This window comes from Pseudomonas sp. Ga0074129, assembly GCA_001465025.1.
Classification (GTDB): domain Bacteria; phylum Pseudomonadota; class Gammaproteobacteria; order Pseudomonadales; family Pseudomonadaceae; genus Aquipseudomonas.
The window spans coordinates 1-19,365 of record LNDO01000040.1; the positions used below are offsets into that span (position 1 = coordinate 1).

A 19,365-nucleotide genomic window follows, 5' to 3' on the forward strand; every position below is an offset into this window, starting at 1 on the left:
AGTGCCCGATTGAAGTCATGACAGAGGTGGTAGGAATGCATCATGCTGCGCCTGCTTCAATTCAATAACCGTGTTGCACTCAGCCCCTGCAACCGCCCTGTATTGCGCGCCCACCCCACTGAAATAGCGGCTGAATGTGGTTTGCCCACTGCGCTCAAAGCCCAGCCGATTACCAAACTCACGATGCCCCGCATAACTGCGCAGTTGGTACTCATCAGCACCCGCCGCGTAACCATCCCAGACCAAGCCCAGACGCTGCTGACGAATATATTCATCCGCATCAAACCGTAGATTATTCGCTGCCACCTGCCGACGATCCGCCTTGACCTGAGCGGCCGTAAGCCCGCCCGGATCTTCAGCACGGTTGTCGATGGCATTGAAATTAAGACGCAACTGGCCGCTGTCGCTGATCCACTGCGCCTTGCCGGTCAGGCTATTGGTGTGGGCCTGGCTTTGTGGCCGATAGCCCTCCAGCGTGGTACTGGTAAACGCCAGCAGGCCGCCCACATTCGCCTCGCTGCCGCCTACTTCGGCGCGCGCGCGTTGATAGCCCAAACCGGCTGCACTAACGTCCAACTGCATGGAGGGCGTAGCGGGCGGCTGGCGGGTTTCGATGGCCAACACGCCGCCAGCAGCATTGCCGTACAGCACCGAGGCCGGGCCGCGTAACACTTCAATGCGTTCGACCAGGCCCAGGTCCAGCCCATCAAGTTCGGTTTGCCCATCCGGCATGGTCAGCGGCACACCGTCTACCAGTACGCGGATGCCGCGCACACCAAAATTGCCACGTGCGCCAAAACCGCGAATGGCTGGGCGCAGGCCTTGCGCCAGATTGTACCGATTGAGGCTAAACACCCCTGGCACGCGGGCCAGCCAAGTGTCGAGTGCGAGCGCCTGTTCACCGGGCGTCGAGGCGGCATCCAGCACACTGACGGCGGCTGGGCTGCTTAACCAGCGCGCGTCAGTGCGCGGGCTGGTAATCAGCAATGGCGCCAATTCGAGCGCCGACTCTGGGTCTGCTTGTGCCTGAGCTACCGGGGTTTGCGCCAGCGCTACAACCCCGACGGCCAGCAGGCTGATCGCCTGGCGCATCGACTCTAGTACTCCCTATCGGCCTGATCTTTGCGCCGATAGGGGAATACATCGATCACCTTGCCGGCGCGAATCGCCTCTTGCAGGCTCTTCCAGTAGTCCGCGTCATAGATGTCGCCGTGCAACTCCTTGAACAGCCGGCGCTGCTTCATGTCAGCAAACAAAAACGGCGGAAACTCCTCGGGGAAAACATCCATGGGTGCCACGGAATACCAAGGCTCGGAGGACATTTCATCTTCCGGGTAGCGCGGTGGCGGAATCCGCCGAAAGTTGGCCTCGGTGAGGAAGCAGATCTCGTCGTAGTCGTAAAACACCACACGGCCATGGCGGGTGACGCCAAAGTTCTTCAGCAGCATATCGCCAGGGAAGATATTCGCCGCCGCCAGCTGTTTGATCGCCAGCCCATAGTCATCCAGGGCTTCTCGCACCTGGGCTTCGCTGGCACTTTCTACATACAGATTGAGCGGAATCATGCGCCGCTCGGTCCAGCAATGGCGCACCAGCACCGTGTCGCCTTTGACTTCGACGGTCGATGGCGCAACGTCTAACAGCTCCGCCAGGCATTCAGGATCAAATTTACTCAGCGGAAAGCGGAAGTCGGAAAACTCCTGGGTATCGGCCATCCGCCCTACCCGGTCGACGGTTTTGACCAGGCGGTATTTCTCGATCACCGTGCCGCGGTCGACGTTCTTGGACGGAGAGAAGCGGTCTTTGATGATCTTGAACACCGTGTTGAAGCCCGGCAGGGTGAACACACTCATCACCATGCCGCGCACACCGGGAGCCATCACGAACTTGTCATCGGTGGTGGCCAGGTGGTTGATCAACGAGCGGTAAAACTCCGACTTACCATGCTTATAAAAGCCAATGGAGGTGTACAGCTCGGCAATGTGCTTGCCGGGCAGAATGCGCTTGAGGAAGCCTACAAATTCCGCCGGGTAACCGACACGCACCATAAAATAGGAGCGTGTGAAGGAGAAGATAATCGACACCTCAGCCTCATCAGTGATCAGCGCATCAATCTGAATACCCTGCCCTTCGCGGTGCAGAACGGGGATCACCAGCGGCCATTGCTCGTCGCAGGTAAAGATGCGCCCAACCAGATACGCCCCCTTGTTGCGATACAAGCGTGAGGCGAACAGCTCAATGCGCAGGGCGGGGTCTTTGCACACCCAATCAGGCAGGTTGTCGCGTAATTGCTTGAGCAACCGCGACAGGTCGCGCTCCAGGTCTTCGTAGCCCACTTCAAAGCTGAAATCGGTGAAAATCTGCCGCAGCGCTTGTTCCACATCCCCTTTGGGTTCATACACACGGGTTTGCGGTGCGCGCTCATTAACCCGCAGCGCGGGGCGCGTGGTGTGGATAAACATGCAACCGTCGTTGATCTGGTCATGGCTGAACAAGCCGCAGAAGATCGAGTTGAACCAGGTTTCCGCCAGTTCATCGTCGTAGCGCAGATCGATCAGGGCGATATACGCCGACTTCACCAGCGGCCAACTCTCCACATCCAACAGCACCTGTGCGGCATAGGCAGCACGTAAACGCTCACTGACGGTGCTGACAAACGCTTCATAGAGGGCAATACGCTCAGCGGAAGCCTGCTGAATTTCCTGCCACTGGGCTTGTTCAAAACGCACTCGCGCGCCATTGGTGATCTGTCGGAACTGCTCGCGATAATCGTCGAAGCCTTGGAGGATAAGCGTGGCAATCGCGCTGGCCGGCCATTGCTGTGGCATAAGAAACCCCTGCGGATGAGATGCGGACATTTCCCCGAGCTTATCCAGTGACCGAGCCAAGTTAAAGCCGGCAATACCCGGATACGCGCTTATCTACGACGAAATATTGCCAAGTCACGACGCTGAAAGCGCATTTCGAATTGCCTTGGCGCAACAGCCCGGCAACACTGCTCGGCCTTTTTCTGCGTTGCGGAGTTTGTTGTGCGCCCTGCCGACCTGGCCCGACTGCTAGTGCTTGCCGCCATCTGGGGCGCAAGCTTTTTATTTATGCGCATTGTCGCGCCCGTGCTCGGCAGCATGCCTACGGCATTTTTTCGCGCCAGCATCGGGCTGCTCGGTTTACTGGCGATTGTCTGGCTGATGCGCGTGCGTTGGCAGTTCAACGGCAAACTCAAGCACTGCCTGATGCTGGGGGTGATCAATGCTGGCATTCCATCGGCCATGTACTGCCTCGCGGCGCTGGTACTGCCCGCCGGCTACTCGGCCATCTTCAACGCCACTACACCGATGATGGGTGTACTGATCGGCATGCTTTTTTTTGCCGAAGCCCTGACCCTGAGCAAAGCTGCCGGGGTGGCCATTGGATTGTTTGGCGTGGCCGTTCTGACCCGCACCGGCCCTGTCGCGTTCGACCTTGATCTACTGTTGGGCGCGGCAGCCTGCCTGGTTGCAACCGCCTGTTATGGCGTGGCGGGCTTTCTCACCCGGCGCTGGATCGGCCAGCAAGGCGGCTTGGATAACCGCCTCACCGCGCTGGCCAGCCTGGCCGGTGCCAGCCTGTTTCTGCTGCCGTTGTTCGGCGGTTCGCTGTGGCTGCAACCGCCGGCCAGTTGGGGTGGGCTTGAGGTGTGGCTGTCATTAGCGGGGCTGGGTTTGCTCTGCACGGCGCTGGCGTACGTGCTGTATTTCCGTTTACTCAGTGACATCGGCCCGATTAAGGCCAGCACCACTACCTTTTTGATCCCGCCTTTCGGCGTGCTCTGGGGTGCACTGTTGCTCGACGAGCCGCTATCGTGGGCCTACCTCTACGGCGGTGTACTGATCGCCCTGGCCTTGTGGCTGGTGGTGCGCACCAGCCCTGCGGCTAAAAACGCTTAACGCCGGTCACCGCGCAGCGTCGCCACCTGCGCCTGTAACAGGTCACATTTAACGGCTTCTGCAGCCACCGGCTCGCCAGCGACCAAGGTGATGCGCGACCACAGGCGTTTGAAGAAACCCTTGTGTGGGTCACGACTGAAAAAGCTGCCCCACAAACCCTGCAAGGCCATGGGAATCACCGGCACGGGGTTTTCCTGAATGATCCGCTCGACGCCGTTCTTGAACTCATTGACCTCACCATCGCTGGTCAACTTGCCTTCCGGGAAAATGCACACCACTTCGCCGTTGCGCAGGTACTCGGCGATTTTCTTGAACGCGGCGTCGTAAATCAGCAGGTCTTCATGGCGGCCAGCAATCGGCACGGTGCCCGCGGTGCGGAAGATAAAGTTGAGCACCGGCAGGTTGTAGATTTTGTAGTACATGACAAAGCGCACAGGCCGGCGCACCGCCCCGCCGATCAGCAGCGCATCGACGAATGACACGTGGTTGCACACCAGCACCGCCGCGCCTTCGTCCGGGATGGCATCCAGCCCCTTGTGTTCAACGCGGTACATGGAATGGCTGAGCAGCCAGATCATAAAGCGCATGGTGAATTCAGGGACGATCTTGAAGATGTAGCTGTTGACCGCGATGTTCATCAGCGAAATGGTCAAAAACAGCTGTGGGATCGAAAGCTCAGCGACGCTGAGGAACAGAATCGAAACAACCGCCGATATCACCATAAACAGCGCATTGAGGATGTTGTTGGCAGCGATCACCCGCGCCCGCTCATGCTCAACCGTGCGCGACTGGATCAAGGCATACAGCGGCACAATGTAAAAACCGCCGAACAAGCCAATGCCCAGGATCGACCCCAAAATCCACCAGGCCTGCTGATAACTCAGCACGGTGAGCCAATCGTGTGCTTCGGCTGCTTCTGGAAAGCCACCGGAAAACCACCACAGGGCAATACCAAACACTGTCAAACCGATGGAGCCAAAGGGCACCAGGCCGATTTCCACCTTACGCCCGCTCATGCGTTCACAGAGCATCGAGCCCAAGGCAATACCGACCGAAAACACCGTGAGAATCAGCGTGACCACGCTTTCATCACCGTATAGCCACTCTTTGGCGTAGGCCGGGATCTGCGTCAGGTACACCGCGCCGAGAAACCAAAACCACGAATTGCCTACCAGCGAGCGCGACACCGCCGGGCGCTGGCCCAGGCCGAGCTTCATGATCAACCAAGACTGACGCAGGATGTTCCAGTCCAGCTTGAGTTGCGGCATGGCCGCCGAGGCCGCCGGAATGGCGCGACTGGCCAGATAACCCAACACCGAAACAATCACCACGCTGGCAGCGACAATCTCGGCATAGCCGCTACTGGCCATGATGATGCCCGCGCCGATGGTGCCCGCGAGGATGGCGAGAAAGGTGCCCATTTCCACCAGGGCATTGCCGCCGACCAACTCCTGCTCACTGAGGTGCTGCGGCAGGATGGAATATTTCACCGGGCCAAACAGGGCCGATTGCGTGCCCATGGCAAACAGCACCGCCAGCATCAGCGGCAGGTTGCCGAGCAACACACCCAGCGCGCCCAGCAGCATGATGACGATCTCAGCCAACTTGACGGCGCGAATCAGCGAGTCCTTGGGGAACTTCTCACCAAGCTGTCCGCCCAGGGCCGAAAACAGGAAGAACGGCAGGATAAACAGCAATGCACATAGGTTAACCAGCAAGTCCTTGTCGGCACTGGCGCTGATCTTGAATAAGATCACCAGAATCAGCGATTGCTTGAAAATGTTGTCATTGAACGCCCCCAATAACTGGGTCACGAAAAATGGCAAAAAACGCTTTTTACCCAGCAATGCGAATTGAGATTGTTCGCTCATCGTCCGTGTTCCTGCCTGCGGTGGTGAAGAGAGTAATGACTCATTTGACTGCATTGAGCGTGGGCAAAGCCACAGCCGCGCGTATTTTTTGCGGCCTGATCGCTACACCGGCAGCTGGCCGAGCAGCGCGCGCAGCGCAAAAAACACCAGCAAACCGCCGCCAATCGTGGCCAGTAAGTGCCGTGTCACCGCAGCGATGGCAATCGTCACCACACCCGCCAGCAGGTAGGCATTCTCACTATTGAAGGCCCACTGCTGGCCGTCCGGGATCAACATGCCGGGTAGCACAATCGCGCTCAACACCGCCGTCGGCACGTAATGCAGCCCCTGGCGCACCAAGGGTGGAAAGCGCAACTCAGGAAAGGCGAACAGGCTGTAACGAATCGCAAAGGTGATCAGCGCCATGCCCAGAATCAGTAACCAGACCTCCATTACACAGCCTCCCCTATGCTCACAGGCGTTTGCAGGCGCTCCAACCACACACCAATGGCAATACCGCTGAGCGCAGCCGCCATCAGCCCCAATTTGTAGGGCCAGGCATGACACAGCAGCGCCACGGCACTGGCCACCAGCGCGGCGGCGATCTGCGGTTGGTTACGCAGCGCCGGCACCACGATGCCAATAAAGGTCGCCAACATGGCGAAATCCAATCCCCAACCCGCCAGGTTCGGCACCGACTGGCCAAACAACGCGCCCACCAGCGAGCTGCTAACCCAAGACAGATAAAGCGCCAAGGCCACCCCCGCGTGATACCACTGGCCATAATCAGCCATGCCGCGCGCTAGGTAGCGGCGCTGCACCACGGCAAAGGTTTCATCAGTCAGGCCAAAGGCCAACGGCAACCGCCAGCGCTGCGGCAAGCCGCCGACATAAGGCTGCAACGCCGCGCTGTAGAGCACATGACGCAGATTAACGACAAATGTCGTGAGCAAAATGACCAGCGCACCGCTGCCTAACGTCAGCAGGCTAATGGCAATAAACTGCGCCGAACCGGCATACACCAGCAGCGACATACCCAGCGCCTGCCACAGCGTCAGCCCGGCCAAGCTGGCCAGCGCCCCGTAGATCAGGCCGAACGGCACAATGCCGACAATCATCGCGAGGCTGTCGCGACACCCATAACCAAACTGCTGCAAACGGCTCATGTGCCCTCCTTGAATGGCATAGCCTGCCGCATCACGCGCACAGCGTCTTGGATAATCTTGCGCAATCACCCAGCAGCCAGCTGATTTACCTCAACACCGCCTGCGCGGCGCTGACTATACTGCGGGCATTCGTCACTCAGGATCAGACCATGCCAGAAGCCCTCGATACCCTGCTGAATTTTGCCAGCGCACTGGCGGCGGGCCTGCTGATTGGTGCCGAGCGCGGTTGGCAAGGACGCAATACTGAAGATTCGCAGTTGGTGGCCGGCATACGCACCTTTGCCCTGAGCAGCCTGCTGGGCGCATTTGCCATGCTCTTGGGTAACCACTTTGGTGTCGCGGCTTGGGCTGCCGTATTCGCCGGCTTCGCCATTTTGGTCGTGGCCTCCTACTTTGGCGAACTGAAACGCCTGGGCGACATAGGCCTGACCAGTGAAGTGGCGCTGCTGATCACCTTTATCCTCGGCAGCCTGTCCATGGCGGGTTACGCCGGGCTGGCGGCGGCCGGTGCAGTGGCGGTGGCCTTGCTGCTGAGCCTGAAACAATCCCTGCATGGCGCCTTGCAGCAACTGAGCGAGGCCGAGTTATCCGGCGCGTTGAAGCTGTTGTTTATCTCGCTGGTGCTGCTGCCCGCACTGCCCAACCAAGGTTACGGCCCTTGGCAGACATTCAACCCCTACGCCATCTGGTGGATGGTGGTGCTGATCGCCAGCATCGGTTTTGCCGCCTATGTGGCCATTCGCTTGGTGGGCATGCGCCAGGGGCTGTTGATTACCGCATTGCTCGGCGGTGTGGTGTCATCCACCGCGATGACCATCACCCTGGCGCGCCTGGCCCAAGGGCGCAATCTGAATGCCATTCTGGCCTGTGGTCTGCTCGCCACTTCGGCGCTGATGTTTCCCCGCGTACTGTTGGAAGTAGGTCTTATCAACGCCAGCCTTCTGCCAGCACTGCTGTGGCCATTGGCAACCGCCACGCTGGTGTATGCAGTGGGCGCACTGCTGTACTTTCGCCGCGCCGGGATGGAGACCGAGGAACAGGCCGAGCCACCGCTGAAAAACCCATTTGAGATCGGTCCGGCACTGCGTTTTGCCGCACTGTTGGCGCTGATTCTGCTGCTGGTTGAAGGCGCACAACGCTGGCTCGGTGATGTGGGCGTGTACCTGGTCGCGCTGGTGTCCGGCCTGGCCGATGTGGATGCCATCACCCTGTCGCTGGCGCGCAGCGCACACAGCGACTTGCACGCTCAGGTGGCGGTCAACGGCATCTTTCTCGCGGCGCTGAGCAACAGCCTGGTCAAAGGCTTTCTGGTGGCGCTGATCGGCGGTCGCCAGCTGGCATTGCTGACGCTGCCGGTGATGGCCTGCGGCTTGTTGGCAGGCGCGGCGGTATTGCTGTTGCAATAAAACAGGCTGCTTACGCATCGGAACGCCCCAACCAAGGGCTGGACTTGCCTGGCTGGCACACAGCGCAACAGCGCTAAAAACCCCTCAGACACTCGATTTAGAGCGGTTCTTGGCTGAATCAGCAGCAGCCTGCACGGGACGCCGGACATAACGTTTGAGGCTAGGCACAGGCACGCCGTAGCCCCAACAATGGGGCATCCCCCCCAAGGTTATTGCCGGCCATGACACTTAAAACAAGATGCCTGCTGATCCGTATCATCCAGCGTCAACTCATTGCGCAACACGCGCAGGTGAACCCATGAACGCGCCCGCCGTGCTGCCGCCTGGCGCTCTGCAAGCAGAACATGTCACGGTAAAAGGCGATGGTGTGTACCTGGCTGCCTACCGCTGGGGCAACCCGCAAGGCCCCACTGTTTTGCTGGTACACGGCTACCCGGACAGCCACGAAGTCTGGTTACCGCTGGTGGCTGAATTAGCCGCTGACTATCAGATCATTGCCTACGATGTACGCGGTTTCGGCGCATCGGACATTCCCACGCAGCGCTCGGACTACCACCTCAGCAAGCTGGCCAATGACCTTGAGGCGGTGATCAACACCCTAAGCCCCGGCCATCCCGTACATTTGCTGGCGCACGACTGGGGGTCGATTCAGGCCTGGGAAGCGGTCACCGAACCGCGCATTCAACCCCTGCTGGCTTCCTACACCAGCATTTCCGGGCCATGCCTGGACCACGTCGGCTATTGGATGCGTGACAAACTCAACGAGAAAAGTCCCAAGGCCTTACTACAGGTGTTCGGCCAATTGCTCAGCTCGTGGTATATCGCCCTCTTCCACTTACCCTGGCTGCCCGAACTCACCTGGCGACTGGGCTTGGATCGTGCCTGGCCGGGGCTTTTGCGCAAGCTGGAGGGGCTGGATCACGTCAGCATCAACCCCACTCAGCTCAGTGACGGTGTGCACGGGGTCAAACTCTATCGGGCCAATTTTATCCGCAGCCTGTTTCGCCCTCGCCAGCGCCATACCGAAGTGCCCGTGCAGTTGATCGTGGCCAGCGCTGACCGTTTTGTGCGCCCGCAGTTGTTCGAACATCTGCAGCGCTGGGCCGCGAATCTTAAACGCCGTGAAGTGCTGGCCAGTCATTGGCAACTGCTGGCCGAACCGCAACAACTGGCCGCTTGGTTGCGCGAATTCACAGCAGCGGTGGATTCTGGAAACACCGACGGGCGTAACTAGCGTGCTGCCACAACCCGCGTGCAGCGCTATGGTGCGAGTTGCTCATCCAGCTCGCGCATGCCCGCGGCCTGCTCAAGCAAATCGGCAGGCAGACTCTTGCTGGCACGCGCGCCCAGCAACTTGAGGTTTTCCACCCGGCTGATCAGGTTGCCACGGCCATCACTGAGCTTGTTGCGCGCCCCGGCATAGGCTTTATCAAGCTGCTGCAGGCGCGCGCCCACCTCGTCCAAATCCTGAATAAAGGCGACAAACTTGTCGTACAGCGCCCCGGCCCGCTCGGCAATTTCACGGGCATTCTGGCTCTGCCGCTCCTGACGCCACAGGCTGTCGATCACGCGCAGCGTGGCCAGCAAGGTGGTGGGGCTGACGATGACAATGTGCTGATCAAAGGCCTCCTGGAATAACCCCGGATCTGCCTGCAAGGCCGCCGAAAATGCCGCTTCGATGGGTACAAACAGCAGCACAAAATCCAGGCTATGCAAGCCTTCAAGGCGCTGATAGTCCTTGTGCGAAAGCCCCTTAAGGTGACTGCGCAGCGACAGTACATGCTGTTTCAACGCCTGTTGCCGGCTGGGTTCATCATCAGCAGCAATAAACTGTTGATAGGCCGTCAGGCTGACTTTGGCGTCTACCACCACCTGCTTATCACCAGGCAGTTGAATCAGCACATCGGGCTGGAAGCGCTCGCCATCGGCGCTTTTCAGGCTGACTTGCGTCTGGTATTCGCGGCCCTTCTCCAGGCCCGCATGCTCCAGCACCCGCTCCAGCACCAACTCACCCCAATTGCCTTGGGTTTTCTGACCTTTGAGGGCGCGTGTCAGGTTGGTCGCTTCGTCCCCCAGACGCTGATTGAGTTGCTGCAAACGCTCCAGCTCCTTGCCCAGGGAAAAGCGCTCGCGTGCCTCTTGCTGATAACTCTCTTCGACACGTTTTTCGAAGGATTGAATGCGCTCCTTGAGCGGGTCGAGCAACTGACCAAGTTGCTGCTGGCTGGTTTCGCTGAAACGCTGCTCGCGCTCATCGAAAATCTTGCCCGCCAACTCGGCAAACTGGGCGCGCAACTCTTCACGCGAGCCCTGCAGGTCGCTCAAGCGCTGTTGATGGCTGTCTTGTTGTTCTTTGAGTTCGGCACTGAGGGCGGCGCGCTGGGCATCCAGGCGGCGGATTTCTGCTTCCTGCTGCTCACGTTGTGCCTGCCAGGCCTGGGCGGCTTGGCGGGCAATCTGCCGCTCTTGTTGCAGCAAATCGGCTTCACGGCGCAAGGCGGCAAGCTCGGCTTGTTGATCGGCCTTGATCTCGCTGAGCGCGCCGATTTCTTCACGACTGTCGTCCAGTTGCGCGGCAAGACCGGTCTGCGCCAACTGCGCATTACTCAGGCGCTCTTGCATGAGACTGAAGGTTAACTGCTGGTTGGCCAGACGGCGTTGCAGCGTCCACGCCAGATAAACCAGCGGCAAGGCCGCCATGGCGAAACCCAGCAGCGCAGGGGTCAGCGCGGTGGACAGATCAAATGGCATACGCAGCTCCGCAAAAAGTACTGGCAGTATAACCAGTACCTTCCGTCAGCGTCAGAGCTGTTTAAGCAGTTGCTTGGCTTCTGCCGAGCCTTGCCCAGCGGCCAGTTCAAGCCAGTGGCGCGCTTGCAGCGGCTCAAGGGTGCGCGGCTGGTTGTAGAGCTGGCCAAGGGTCAATTGAGCATCCAGATGCCCCGCACGCGCCGCCTGACGCAAGAGCTCAACGCCCATGCGGCGATCACGCGGGTTGCCACAATCACGGCAGAGCATCTGCCCCAGACGGGTTTGCGCATGCACCTCGCCTTGCAAGGCCGGCTGCTTGAGCAAACGTCCGGCAAAGCGCTTCACGCTGGGGGCATGGCCGAGGTGTGAATTATCCAGCAGCCAGAGCGCTAAACGCGTTGGCAGGCGGGGCGTGGCGTGTGTTGCAGCGGACAGTCGAGTGATTGCGCGAGGCATAAGAAGCAGCGGTGGCCGGAAAGGCGCGCAACTCTACTCCTTTTTCCGCCAAGGTAAAGCCTTGCATTTTGTATTGATTTAGGCGGGGTAAAACCAACGCCCTGGCTCTAAAACAGGCCAGGGCGCAGCACTACAAACGCGGCTCAACCTTCAGGCGGCGGTCACCGTGCGCATCAAAGCGGGTGTCTCCAGCATCGAACTGGTCGCGGGCGGTGAGTTCGCGCAGGGTGGGTTCGTTGCCGCTGGTCGGCGCTGCGTCTTTTCGCGCCAGACGCCAACGCTCTAGCGGCCAACGAATCGCGACAAACAGCAGGTACAGGGCAAACGCAATTAACCCGTACATGCTCAGGTCAGCTACGGCACGCCACGCGTTATTACCCACATCCAGTAGCAGGTCCATGGCGGTAATGGCCACCGCCGGGGCAAAGAGCTCTTGGCCGGGGTCAACGATGGTGGGCGTGAACAACAGCACCAGCACCAGCACGCGCAGGGGCTCACGCAGGTAACGCCACATCCAACTGGTGAGCTTCAACCACACCAACAGACAGCCAACCGCTGCAATCAGGTAGGCACTCCAGGCGAGTTGGTAGTCATTTTCGTTCATAAAACGCACGTTCTCAGACATTAACGCCCATCGGGGGCGGACAGCACGGGGCTGCGCAGATTTCAGCAGCCGACCAGCGAAACGGCGCTTATCATAGCGGCTTTTGCCTGCTTTGAACCCGATCAAACGCGCGCGCACGAGAGGCATATACGGCAAAAACGGGCGCGGCTGCGGCGTTTACCGCTGGTAAACGCACCGACACGTAGCCGGTTTTGCACAGGCCCTTCGACGCCCCACTGTCGGCCTACATCCACAGGAGTTGCTGCATGCACCACGCCCCCATCGCCCGCCTCGACGCAAGCGCCGACCCCTACCGCTGGCTGGAAAACCGCGACAGCACTGAAGTGCTCGACCATCTCAAGGCTGAAAATGCCTACCTAGAGGCGCAGCTGAGTGAGCAATTGCCCCTGCGTGAAAGATTGTTTCAAGAGATCAAAGGACGCATCCGCGAAACCGACTTGAGCCTGCCATCGACGTGGGGGCCGTATCTGTATTACCAGCGCACCACGGCGGGTGACGAATACCCACGGCATTACCGCTGCCGCAAACCTGCCGATGGCTCGCTGAGCGTGGATGAAGGCAGCGAACAGTTACTGCTCGATCCCAACGCGTTGGCCGAAGGCGGTTTTATCTCGCTCGGGGCGTTCAGCATCAGCCCCGATCATCAGCGCCTGGCCTACAGCCTGGACACCAGCGGCGAAGAAACCTACCGCCTGTTCGTCAAGGAACTGGCTGACGACAGCCTGATCGAGCTGCCCTTTGACGACTGCGACGGCAGCATGACCTGGGCCAACGACAGCCAGACGCTGTTCTTTGGTGAGCTGGATGACACGCACCGGCCGCACAAGCTCTATCGCCATCATCTCGGCGACGACTCGGCTGAACTGGTGTTCCACGAAGCGGATGGGCGCTTTTTCCTCAGCTGCTACCGCAGCAGTTCCGAACGCCAACTGATTCTGTTGTTGGGTAGCAAAACCACCAGCGAAGCCTGGATCCTTGATGCCGCCACGCCGCAGGGCGCATTCAGTTGTGTGGCCCCGCGTGAAGAGGGTCATGAATACGACCTCGATCACGGCCTGCTGGACGGCCAGTGGCGCTGGCTGATCCGCAGCAACCAACACGGCATCAACTTCGCCCTGTTCAGCGCCAGCGAATCCGCGCCCAGCCGCACGCACTGGCAACTGCTGCGCGAGCATGATCCGCAGGTGATGCTGGAAGGTATGGGCCTTAATCACCAAGCGCTGATACTCAGCCTGCGTGAAAACGGTCTGCCGATTATTGAGGTGCAGCCCCAAGGCCAGGCAGCCTACCGCGTGCAACTGCCGGATGCCGCCTACAGCCTGTATGTGCAGGACAGCCTAGAATTCGACAGCGATGTGATTCGTTTGCGTTATGAAGCACTCAATCGCCCCGCCCAAGTGCGTCAACTGACGTTGGCCACAGGCGCGCAAGCGGTGCTCAAGCAAACCCCGGTGCTGGGCGACTTTGATGCCGACCACTATGTCAGCCAACGTCTATGGGCCACGGCTCCGGATGGCACCCAGGTGCCGATCAGCCTGGTGGCCAAGCGAGAGGTTCTCGGCAAGAGCGCCCCGCTCTACCTCTATGGCTATGGTGCGTATGGCGAAAGCCTCGACCCCTGGTTCTCCCATGCTCGCCTCAGCCTGCTTGATCGCGGCTTTGTCTTCGCCATCGCCCATGTGCGCGGTGGCGGCGAGTTGGGTGAAGCCTGGTATCGCGCGGGCAAACTTGAGCATAAGCACAACTCGTTCAGCGACTTTATTGCCTGCGCCGAACACCTGATCGACAGCGGTTACACCCAGCCCAGCCAATTGGTGATCAGTGGCGGCAGTGCCGGTGGCTTGTTGATGGGCGCGGTGCTAAACAAGCGCCCGGAACTGTTCGCCGCCGCCATCGCCGAAGTGCCCTTTGTTGATGTGCTCAACACCATGCAAAACCCCGATCTGCCGCTAACCGTTACCGAGTACGACGAATGGGGCGACCCGAACCAACCGGACGTCTTCGAGCGAATCAAGGGCTACGCCCCCTATGAAAACGTTCAGGCCCAGGCCTACCCGGCGATTCTCGCGGTGGCCGGCTACAACGACAGCCGCGTGCAGTATTGGGAAGCCGCGAAATGGGTGGCCAAGCTGCGCGCCCATAAAACTGACAACAACCTGCTGTTGCTTAAAACCGAATTGGAGGCCGGGCATGGCGGCATGAGCGGCCGCTACCAGGCGCTCAAAGATGCCGCGCTGGAGTACGCCTTTATCCTGAAGATTCTGGGTATGGACGCCGAGCAGAACGGGTAAGGGCTGCGGAAAGTCCACGTTTAGAGCATGCCTACGCGTCGGCACGTCGCAGAATGGCATCAATACTGCGGCGCAGGCACCGGTGCTATGGGCCGCTGCCGCTGCTCACGCAGCAATGGCAGCTCTTCATCGCGGCGCGGCGGATTGACCGCTGGCGCTGCTGGTACGGTTAACAGGGGTGGGTTGCCGTCTCTCGGCGCCGGCAGATGAGTCGGCGCAACCGGCGCATAGGGCTGCGGCGTCGCACGCCCAGGGGCGTCGGGTGCAGGAGCAGTCGACGGCTGAGCCAAGGCCGCTGGCAGGCTGACGATCGCCACAACGGCAAGCACAAGGTTGATTCGCATTGCCTAACTCCTGATTAGTCTGAGGGCTATAAGTGCGCGGCGATGAAGCCATCCGTAAGCACTCAGATTTTGAACAGCCAAGAGTCGCAAAGTGCCGCGTTGACGATTCTAAGTGATCGCCGGTCAGGCTAGACTGCTGCAAAGCCAACCTGTGAGACACCCGATGAGCACCAATACCCCCCCTTCCGCCACCAGCAAACTTGATCGCATCCTCGCCGACAACCAGCGTTCGCGTGAAGAAGGCTATCGCGACAAGGCGCTCAAAATGTACCCCCACGTGTGTGGCCGCTGCGCTCGGGAATTCTCTGGCAAGCGCCTGAGTGAGTTGACTGTGCATCACCGCGATCACAACCACGACAACAACCCGCAAGACGGCTCAAACTGGGAGCTGCTCTGCCTGTTCTGCCATGACAATGAACACTCGCGCTACACCGACCAGCAGTACTTCAGCGAAGGCTCGCTGAGCTCACCCAAAACCAACCAGGCGACCCACAACCCCTTCGCCGACTTGGCTGCCCTGTTGAAAAAATAAAGCCACGTCAGCATTGGCTGGCGCGTCCTGTTTTGTCAGCCACGCGAACGCCCAGCCTCGAACCAGTCCAGCGGCGTTAGGGATTGTTTTGCAGGGCACGAAACTGCGACGGCGGCACGGCCTCCCAGCGTTTGAAGGCACGGCGGAAATTAGCCATGTCGGTATAACCCAGCGTGTAGGCAATCTCCTCGATGCTGAGCTGTCCGGTTTTCAGGTGTTCAACAGCGAGGGTGTGCCGGACCTGCTCAAGGATGTCCTTGAAGCTCGTGCCTTCATCCTGCAGACGCCGGTGAAGCGTTCGTGGGGTCATGTGAAAGAGACGGGCCGTGACGTTTAGGCTGGGAAAACCGTTTTGCTTCTCCAGCATCACCCGGCGTACCCGCGCACTCATGCTGACATTGCGTTCGAGCTTTTCCAATTCACGCTGACAGATCTGTTCGGCGTCGCGAAATGAGACCGGATCCGCCATCTTCAACGGCAAATCAAGAATCCCTGACGGCAGGGAAAACCCGGCCCAGGGCGCGGCGTAAATCACCTCGCAACGAAACATCTCTTCTGCCAGCGCCGCGTATGAAGGCCGAGCAAAAGGCAAGCAAACACGCGTCAGCGAATAGGCCCCCAAAGTGATCGCCTCAAACATGTTTTTGATGGCCAGAATCACTGCTTCCAACACCACGCGCTGTAAATCGCCTTGGGCATAAAGCGAGGTGAACAGGATATTTTCGAACTCGCCATCGCCCCTCAGGCTGATCGTCACCAGGTTCGTGCGCACACCCAAATAGCGCTCCAGCAACTGCAACGCTTGACGCAGCGAACTGCTCTGCAACAGGGCATAGCCGAGAATGCCGTGGCTATTAACCTGCAACCGCTCACCAACCAACAGGCCAAGCGCCGCTTCCTGGGTCGTTGCCAGCGCATCCTCCAGCAAGTGGCCGAAGGTGGTTGCGTCCACTTTCAGATCCGCCTCACTCAACTGAGCGTCGCTCAACTGACTGCGCTCTAACCAAGCCGACACATCCACATCCATAGCCGCGAGCTGCCCGCTGATCTGCCGAATGTATTGGGACGGGAGAATGAGATCCTGCATGGAAGAGGCCTTATTCGAAGGAAGTTCGCTGCGCCAAATTGTCAATAAATGACCCATAAAGTGTCAACGGCGAACCTACGGAGAACCGCACGCCACGCCTAACATTGCCCTCACTGAGCTTAACCTTGCCCATGCATCCGGAGGAGCAATGCTTTCATTCTTTAGCAAGCCAAAACCCACCAGCGCACGGATCAATGACCGGCCAATCACTGTCAACCCCAAAGAAACCTTGCTGCAAGCGGCGCTGCGCCAAGGCATCGACTTCCCGCACAGCTGCAGGGTCGGTGGTTGTGCCGCATGCAAGTGCAAGCTGATTTCAGGCAGCGTCAAGGAGCTGACCGAGACGGCCTACCTGCTCTCCGATGAAGAGCTTGATCAAGGTTACATCCTCGCCTGTCAGAGCGTGCCCAAAGGCGCTGTTCAGATAGAGGTTGACCTTTCAGCACAGCAGGCAAAACGCACTGTTGCTGGGCGTGTCATCGTCCAAGAACGCCTCACCCACGACATCATGCGCGTGGTCGTGCAGCTTGATGAAGACCTGCCATACAAACCTGGCCAGTATGCACAGATTAGCCTCAGCACCGCCCCTGACGTGCGTCGCAGCTACTCCTTTGCCAGCGCCCCGCAAGCCGATGCACAGGTTAGTTTTTATGTGCGCCAAGTACCCAAAGGCGAATTCTCATCCACTGTCCATAAACAGAACCTGCTGGGCCAAGGTATTCAATTGCAGGGGCCGCTGGGCGACTTTTACCTGCGCCCGGCCGAGGCTCCATTGATGCTGATTGCCGGCGGCAGTGGGCTGGCGCCAATCATCGCCATGCTGCAAGACGCTCTCGCCAAGGGCTGCACGCGCTCCACCACGCTGCTGTTCGGCGCGCGCGAAGAACGTGACCTCTATGCCTTGGCCGAAATCAGCGCGATTGCTGCCCAGTGGCGCGGCCCATTCCGTTTTACCCCGGTGCTCTCAGGCTTGTCAGCAGAGTCCGATTGGCGAGGTGCACGGGGCGTGGTCAGCAGCCAGATTACCGCGCAACTCGAAGCAGGCAGTCACGCCTACCTGTGCGGCCCGCCCGCGATGATCGACAGCGCTGTGCTGCAGCTCCTCCAGCACAACGTTGCCCGTGAACACATTTATACCGACCGCTTTACCACCCAGCATGACGCCCTGGCGGCCTCAGCCTGAAACGCATCCACCCCGAATAAGAGAGACGCACATGAACGCTCTGCACTACCTCAAATACTTTTTGTTCCACGGAGTTGGCCTGCTATCAGCCGCGGCCATTCTCGCCGGCGGCGCATGGATGACGGCAGGTTTGATCGGCATATTGATGTTTTACCTGGTGGGCGACGCCCTCTGCGGTGATGACACCAGTACCCCAGACTTCAAACACCCTGCCATTCTCACCGTGCAGTTGTGGCTGGCCTTGCCGCTGCTTTCATTCATTGTTTTCTGTGCGCTGTGGAGTTTCAGCAGCGGCGATTTTCTCGGCTTTGGGGCAGCGCTGACTCAGCTCAGCGGTTATGACGTGATCGCGGCACGCGAAGCAACCTCGGCCTGGCATTACGTGTCCTGTGCACTGCTGACCGGCCTGATGATTGGCATGGTCGGCACCATTCCGGCGCACGAACTGACGCATCGCACATGGGACCCGATTTCCATGCTGGTCGGCCGCTGGTTACTGGCATTCAGCTTCGACACTATTTTTTCCATTGAACACGTCTACGGTCACCACCGTTATGTCTCAACGCGCGAAGACCCCGCCACCGCACCACGCGGCCGCAATGTCTACTTCCATGTGCTGGCATCAACCATCAAAGGCAATATCAGCGCCTGGAATATTGAGAAGAAACGCCTGAAGCGCAAAGGTCACAGCCTGTTCGGTTGGCATAACGCAGTTATTCGCGGCCACCTGATGAGTGTATTGCTGGTCGCCTTTGCCTTCTTTGTCGGCGGCTGGGAAACGGCGTTGTTCTTCACCCTGATCGCACTGGCAGGCAAGTCCTTACTGGAGATCGTGAACTACATGGAGCACTACGGCATGGTTCGCGACCCGGCCACGCCGGTGCAACCGCGCCACTCGTGGAATACCAACAAACGCATCAGCTCTTGGAGCATGTTTAACCTGACCCGTCATTCACACCACCATGCCCAGGGTGAAGTTCCCTACCAAGACCTCAAGCCCTTCCCGGATGCACCGATGATGATCAATGGTTACCTGACCACCCTCATCGTGGCGCTGATTCCACCGCTCTGGCACAAGCTGATGACACCGAAAGTGCTGGAGTGGGATCGTCACTACGCCACCCCTCAGGAACGTCAAATGGCCTCCGAAGCCAATGCCCGCAGCGGTATCAAAGGATTCATGGCAAACCGATAGAAGCCCCGCAGCGCGCGAGTAGACGGCCAAGCCGGTATACTCGCGCGCTTTGTTCAAGAGCATTCACCCGTGGCCAACAAACGATACGCCTGCATCGGCCTGTTCAACCCCAAATCTCCGGAAAACGTCGGCGCGGTGATGCGCGCAGCAGGCTGCTACAGCGCCGCCTCGGTGTTTTACAGCGGCAAGCGTTATGCCCGCGCCCGCGACTTTATTACCGACACCCAGCGCATCTACATGGACATTCCGCTGATCGGCGTGGAAGACCTGAAACAGATCATCCCCCTGGGATGCACCCCGGTCGCAGTAGAGCTGGTCGAGGGCGCGCGGCCCCTGCCGCAATACACCCACCCCGACCGCGCCATCTACATCTTCGGCCCCGAAGACGGCTCGCTAAGCCAGGAAGTGCTCGACTGGTGTGAGGACGTGATCTACATCCCCACCCAGGGCTGCATGAACCTCGCCGCCACCGTTAACGTCGTGCTCTACGACCGCATGGCCAAAGGCTTGCACACCAAGTCCGGCCTGGGTCTCAAGTAAGCCATAACCCAGC

Annotated in this window: 18 protein-coding genes; 8 read left to right on the forward strand and 10 right to left on the reverse strand. The window is 59.4% G+C overall.

Annotated features, from left to right (window positions below; all coding sequences use genetic code 11):
• Positions 1–15 precede the first annotated feature (15 nt).
• Both AUK77_RS02370 and aceK read right to left on the reverse strand, forming a co-directional pair.
• The gene (locus AUK77_RS02370; protein ID WP_296125713.1) at positions 16–1,092 is read right to left on the reverse strand and encodes a TonB-dependent receptor plug domain-containing protein; all 1,077 of its coding nucleotides are present in this window, start codon (positions 1,090–1,092) and stop codon (positions 16–18) included.
• A gap of 5 nt (positions 1,093–1,097) precedes the next feature.
• Positions 1,098–2,828: a bifunctional isocitrate dehydrogenase kinase/phosphatase gene (aceK, locus tag AUK77_RS02375; protein WP_296125715.1), complete on the reverse strand. Its 1,731-nt coding sequence runs from the start codon at positions 2,826–2,828 to the stop codon at positions 1,098–1,100.
• Between the two features lie 201 nt (positions 2,829–3,029).
• Here aceK and AUK77_RS02380 point away from each other — a divergent pair, with 201 nt between their 5' ends.
• Positions 3,030–3,926 (forward strand): DMT family transporter, encoded by an 897-nt coding sequence (locus AUK77_RS02380; RefSeq protein WP_296125716.1) that lies wholly within the window; start codon positions 3,030–3,032, stop codon positions 3,924–3,926.
• Here the strand turns inward: AUK77_RS02380 and AUK77_RS02385 are convergent.
• From AUK77_RS02385 to AUK77_RS02395, 3 genes are all read right to left on the reverse strand, one after another.
• The gene (locus AUK77_RS02385; RefSeq protein WP_296125718.1) at positions 3,923–5,797 is read right to left on the reverse strand and encodes an MFS transporter; all 1,875 of its coding nucleotides are present in this window, start codon (positions 5,795–5,797) and stop codon (positions 3,923–3,925) included. The genes AUK77_RS02380 and AUK77_RS02385 overlap by 4 nt on opposite strands.
• Positions 5,798–5,899: 102 nt before the next feature.
• Positions 5,900–6,229 carry an AzlD domain-containing protein gene (locus tag AUK77_RS02390; protein ID WP_296125719.1) on the reverse strand — a complete coding sequence of 110 codons (330 nt, stop codon included), beginning with the start codon at positions 6,227–6,229 and terminating at the stop codon, positions 5,900–5,902.
• Positions 6,229–6,942, reverse strand: a complete 714-nt coding sequence (locus AUK77_RS02395; RefSeq protein WP_296125721.1) for an AzlC family ABC transporter permease — start codon at positions 6,940–6,942, stop codon at positions 6,229–6,231. Before AUK77_RS02395 ends, AUK77_RS02390 begins: the two co-directional genes overlap by 1 nt.
• A gap of 149 nt (positions 6,943–7,091) precedes the next feature.
• Between AUK77_RS02395 and AUK77_RS02400 the strand changes: the two genes are divergently transcribed.
• Both AUK77_RS02400 and AUK77_RS02405 read left to right on the forward strand, forming a co-directional pair.
• Positions 7,092–8,348: an MgtC/SapB family protein gene (locus AUK77_RS02400; RefSeq protein ID WP_296125722.1), complete on the forward strand. Its 1,257-nt coding sequence runs from the start codon at positions 7,092–7,094 to the stop codon at positions 8,346–8,348.
• A gap of 298 nt (positions 8,349–8,646) precedes the next feature.
• Entirely contained in the window at positions 8,647–9,582 is a 936-nt protein-coding gene (locus tag AUK77_RS02405) for an alpha/beta fold hydrolase (protein WP_296125724.1), read from the forward strand.
• Between the two features lie 26 nt (positions 9,583–9,608).
• On the opposite strand, the gene rmuC is transcribed toward AUK77_RS02405, so the two are convergent.
• From rmuC to AUK77_RS02420, 3 genes are all read right to left on the reverse strand, one after another.
• Positions 9,609–10,970 (reverse strand): DNA recombination protein RmuC, encoded by a 1,362-nt coding sequence (gene rmuC, locus AUK77_RS02410; RefSeq protein WP_296125774.1) that lies wholly within the window; start codon positions 10,968–10,970, stop codon positions 9,609–9,611.
• Between the two features lie 180 nt (positions 10,971–11,150).
• Complete coding sequence (locus AUK77_RS02415; RefSeq protein WP_296125726.1) at positions 11,151–11,555, reverse strand: sel1 repeat family protein; 405 nt, start codon at positions 11,553–11,555, stop codon at positions 11,151–11,153.
• A gap of 130 nt (positions 11,556–11,685) precedes the next feature.
• On the reverse strand, positions 11,686–12,159 hold the full coding sequence (locus tag AUK77_RS02420; protein WP_296125727.1) for an MFS transporter: 474 nt from the start codon (positions 12,157–12,159) through the stop codon (positions 11,686–11,688).
• 266 nt (positions 12,160–12,425) lie between these two features.
• On the opposite strand from AUK77_RS02420, the gene AUK77_RS02425 reads away from it, so the two are divergent.
• Positions 12,426–14,471, forward strand: coding sequence for a S9 family peptidase (locus AUK77_RS02425; RefSeq protein WP_296125728.1), 2,046 nt, complete (start codon positions 12,426–12,428; stop codon positions 14,469–14,471).
• A 59-nt stretch (positions 14,472–14,530) separates the two neighbouring features.
• Here the strand turns inward: AUK77_RS02425 and AUK77_RS02430 are convergent, their stop codons facing one another.
• Positions 14,531–14,815, reverse strand: a complete 285-nt coding sequence (locus tag AUK77_RS02430) for a hypothetical protein (protein WP_296125730.1) — start codon at positions 14,813–14,815, stop codon at positions 14,531–14,533.
• A gap of 163 nt (positions 14,816–14,978) precedes the next feature.
• Here AUK77_RS02430 and AUK77_RS02435 point away from each other — a divergent pair, with 163 nt between their 5' ends.
• Positions 14,979–15,347 (forward strand): YajD family HNH nuclease, encoded by a 369-nt coding sequence (locus tag AUK77_RS02435; RefSeq protein WP_296125732.1) that lies wholly within the window; start codon positions 14,979–14,981, stop codon positions 15,345–15,347.
• A gap of 76 nt (positions 15,348–15,423) precedes the next feature.
• On the opposite strand, the gene AUK77_RS02440 is transcribed toward AUK77_RS02435, so the two are convergent.
• The gene (locus AUK77_RS02440; RefSeq protein WP_296125734.1) at positions 15,424–16,434 is read right to left on the reverse strand and encodes an AraC family transcriptional regulator; all 1,011 of its coding nucleotides are present in this window, start codon (positions 16,432–16,434) and stop codon (positions 15,424–15,426) included.
• 148 nt (positions 16,435–16,582) lie between these two features.
• Between AUK77_RS02440 and AUK77_RS02445 the strand changes: the two genes are divergently transcribed.
• From AUK77_RS02445 to AUK77_RS02455, 3 genes are all read left to right on the forward strand, one after another.
• Positions 16,583–17,617 (forward strand): 2Fe-2S iron-sulfur cluster binding domain-containing protein, encoded by a 1,035-nt coding sequence (locus AUK77_RS02445; protein WP_296125736.1) that lies wholly within the window; start codon positions 16,583–16,585, stop codon positions 17,615–17,617.
• 31 nt (positions 17,618–17,648) lie between these two features.
• Entirely contained in the window at positions 17,649–18,812 is a 1,164-nt protein-coding gene (locus AUK77_RS02450) for an alkane 1-monooxygenase (RefSeq protein WP_296125737.1), read from the forward strand.
• Between the two features lie 69 nt (positions 18,813–18,881).
• Complete coding sequence (locus tag AUK77_RS02455) at positions 18,882–19,352, forward strand: RNA methyltransferase (protein ID WP_296125739.1); 471 nt, start codon at positions 18,882–18,884, stop codon at positions 19,350–19,352.
• Positions 19,353–19,365: the final 13 nt, after the last annotated feature.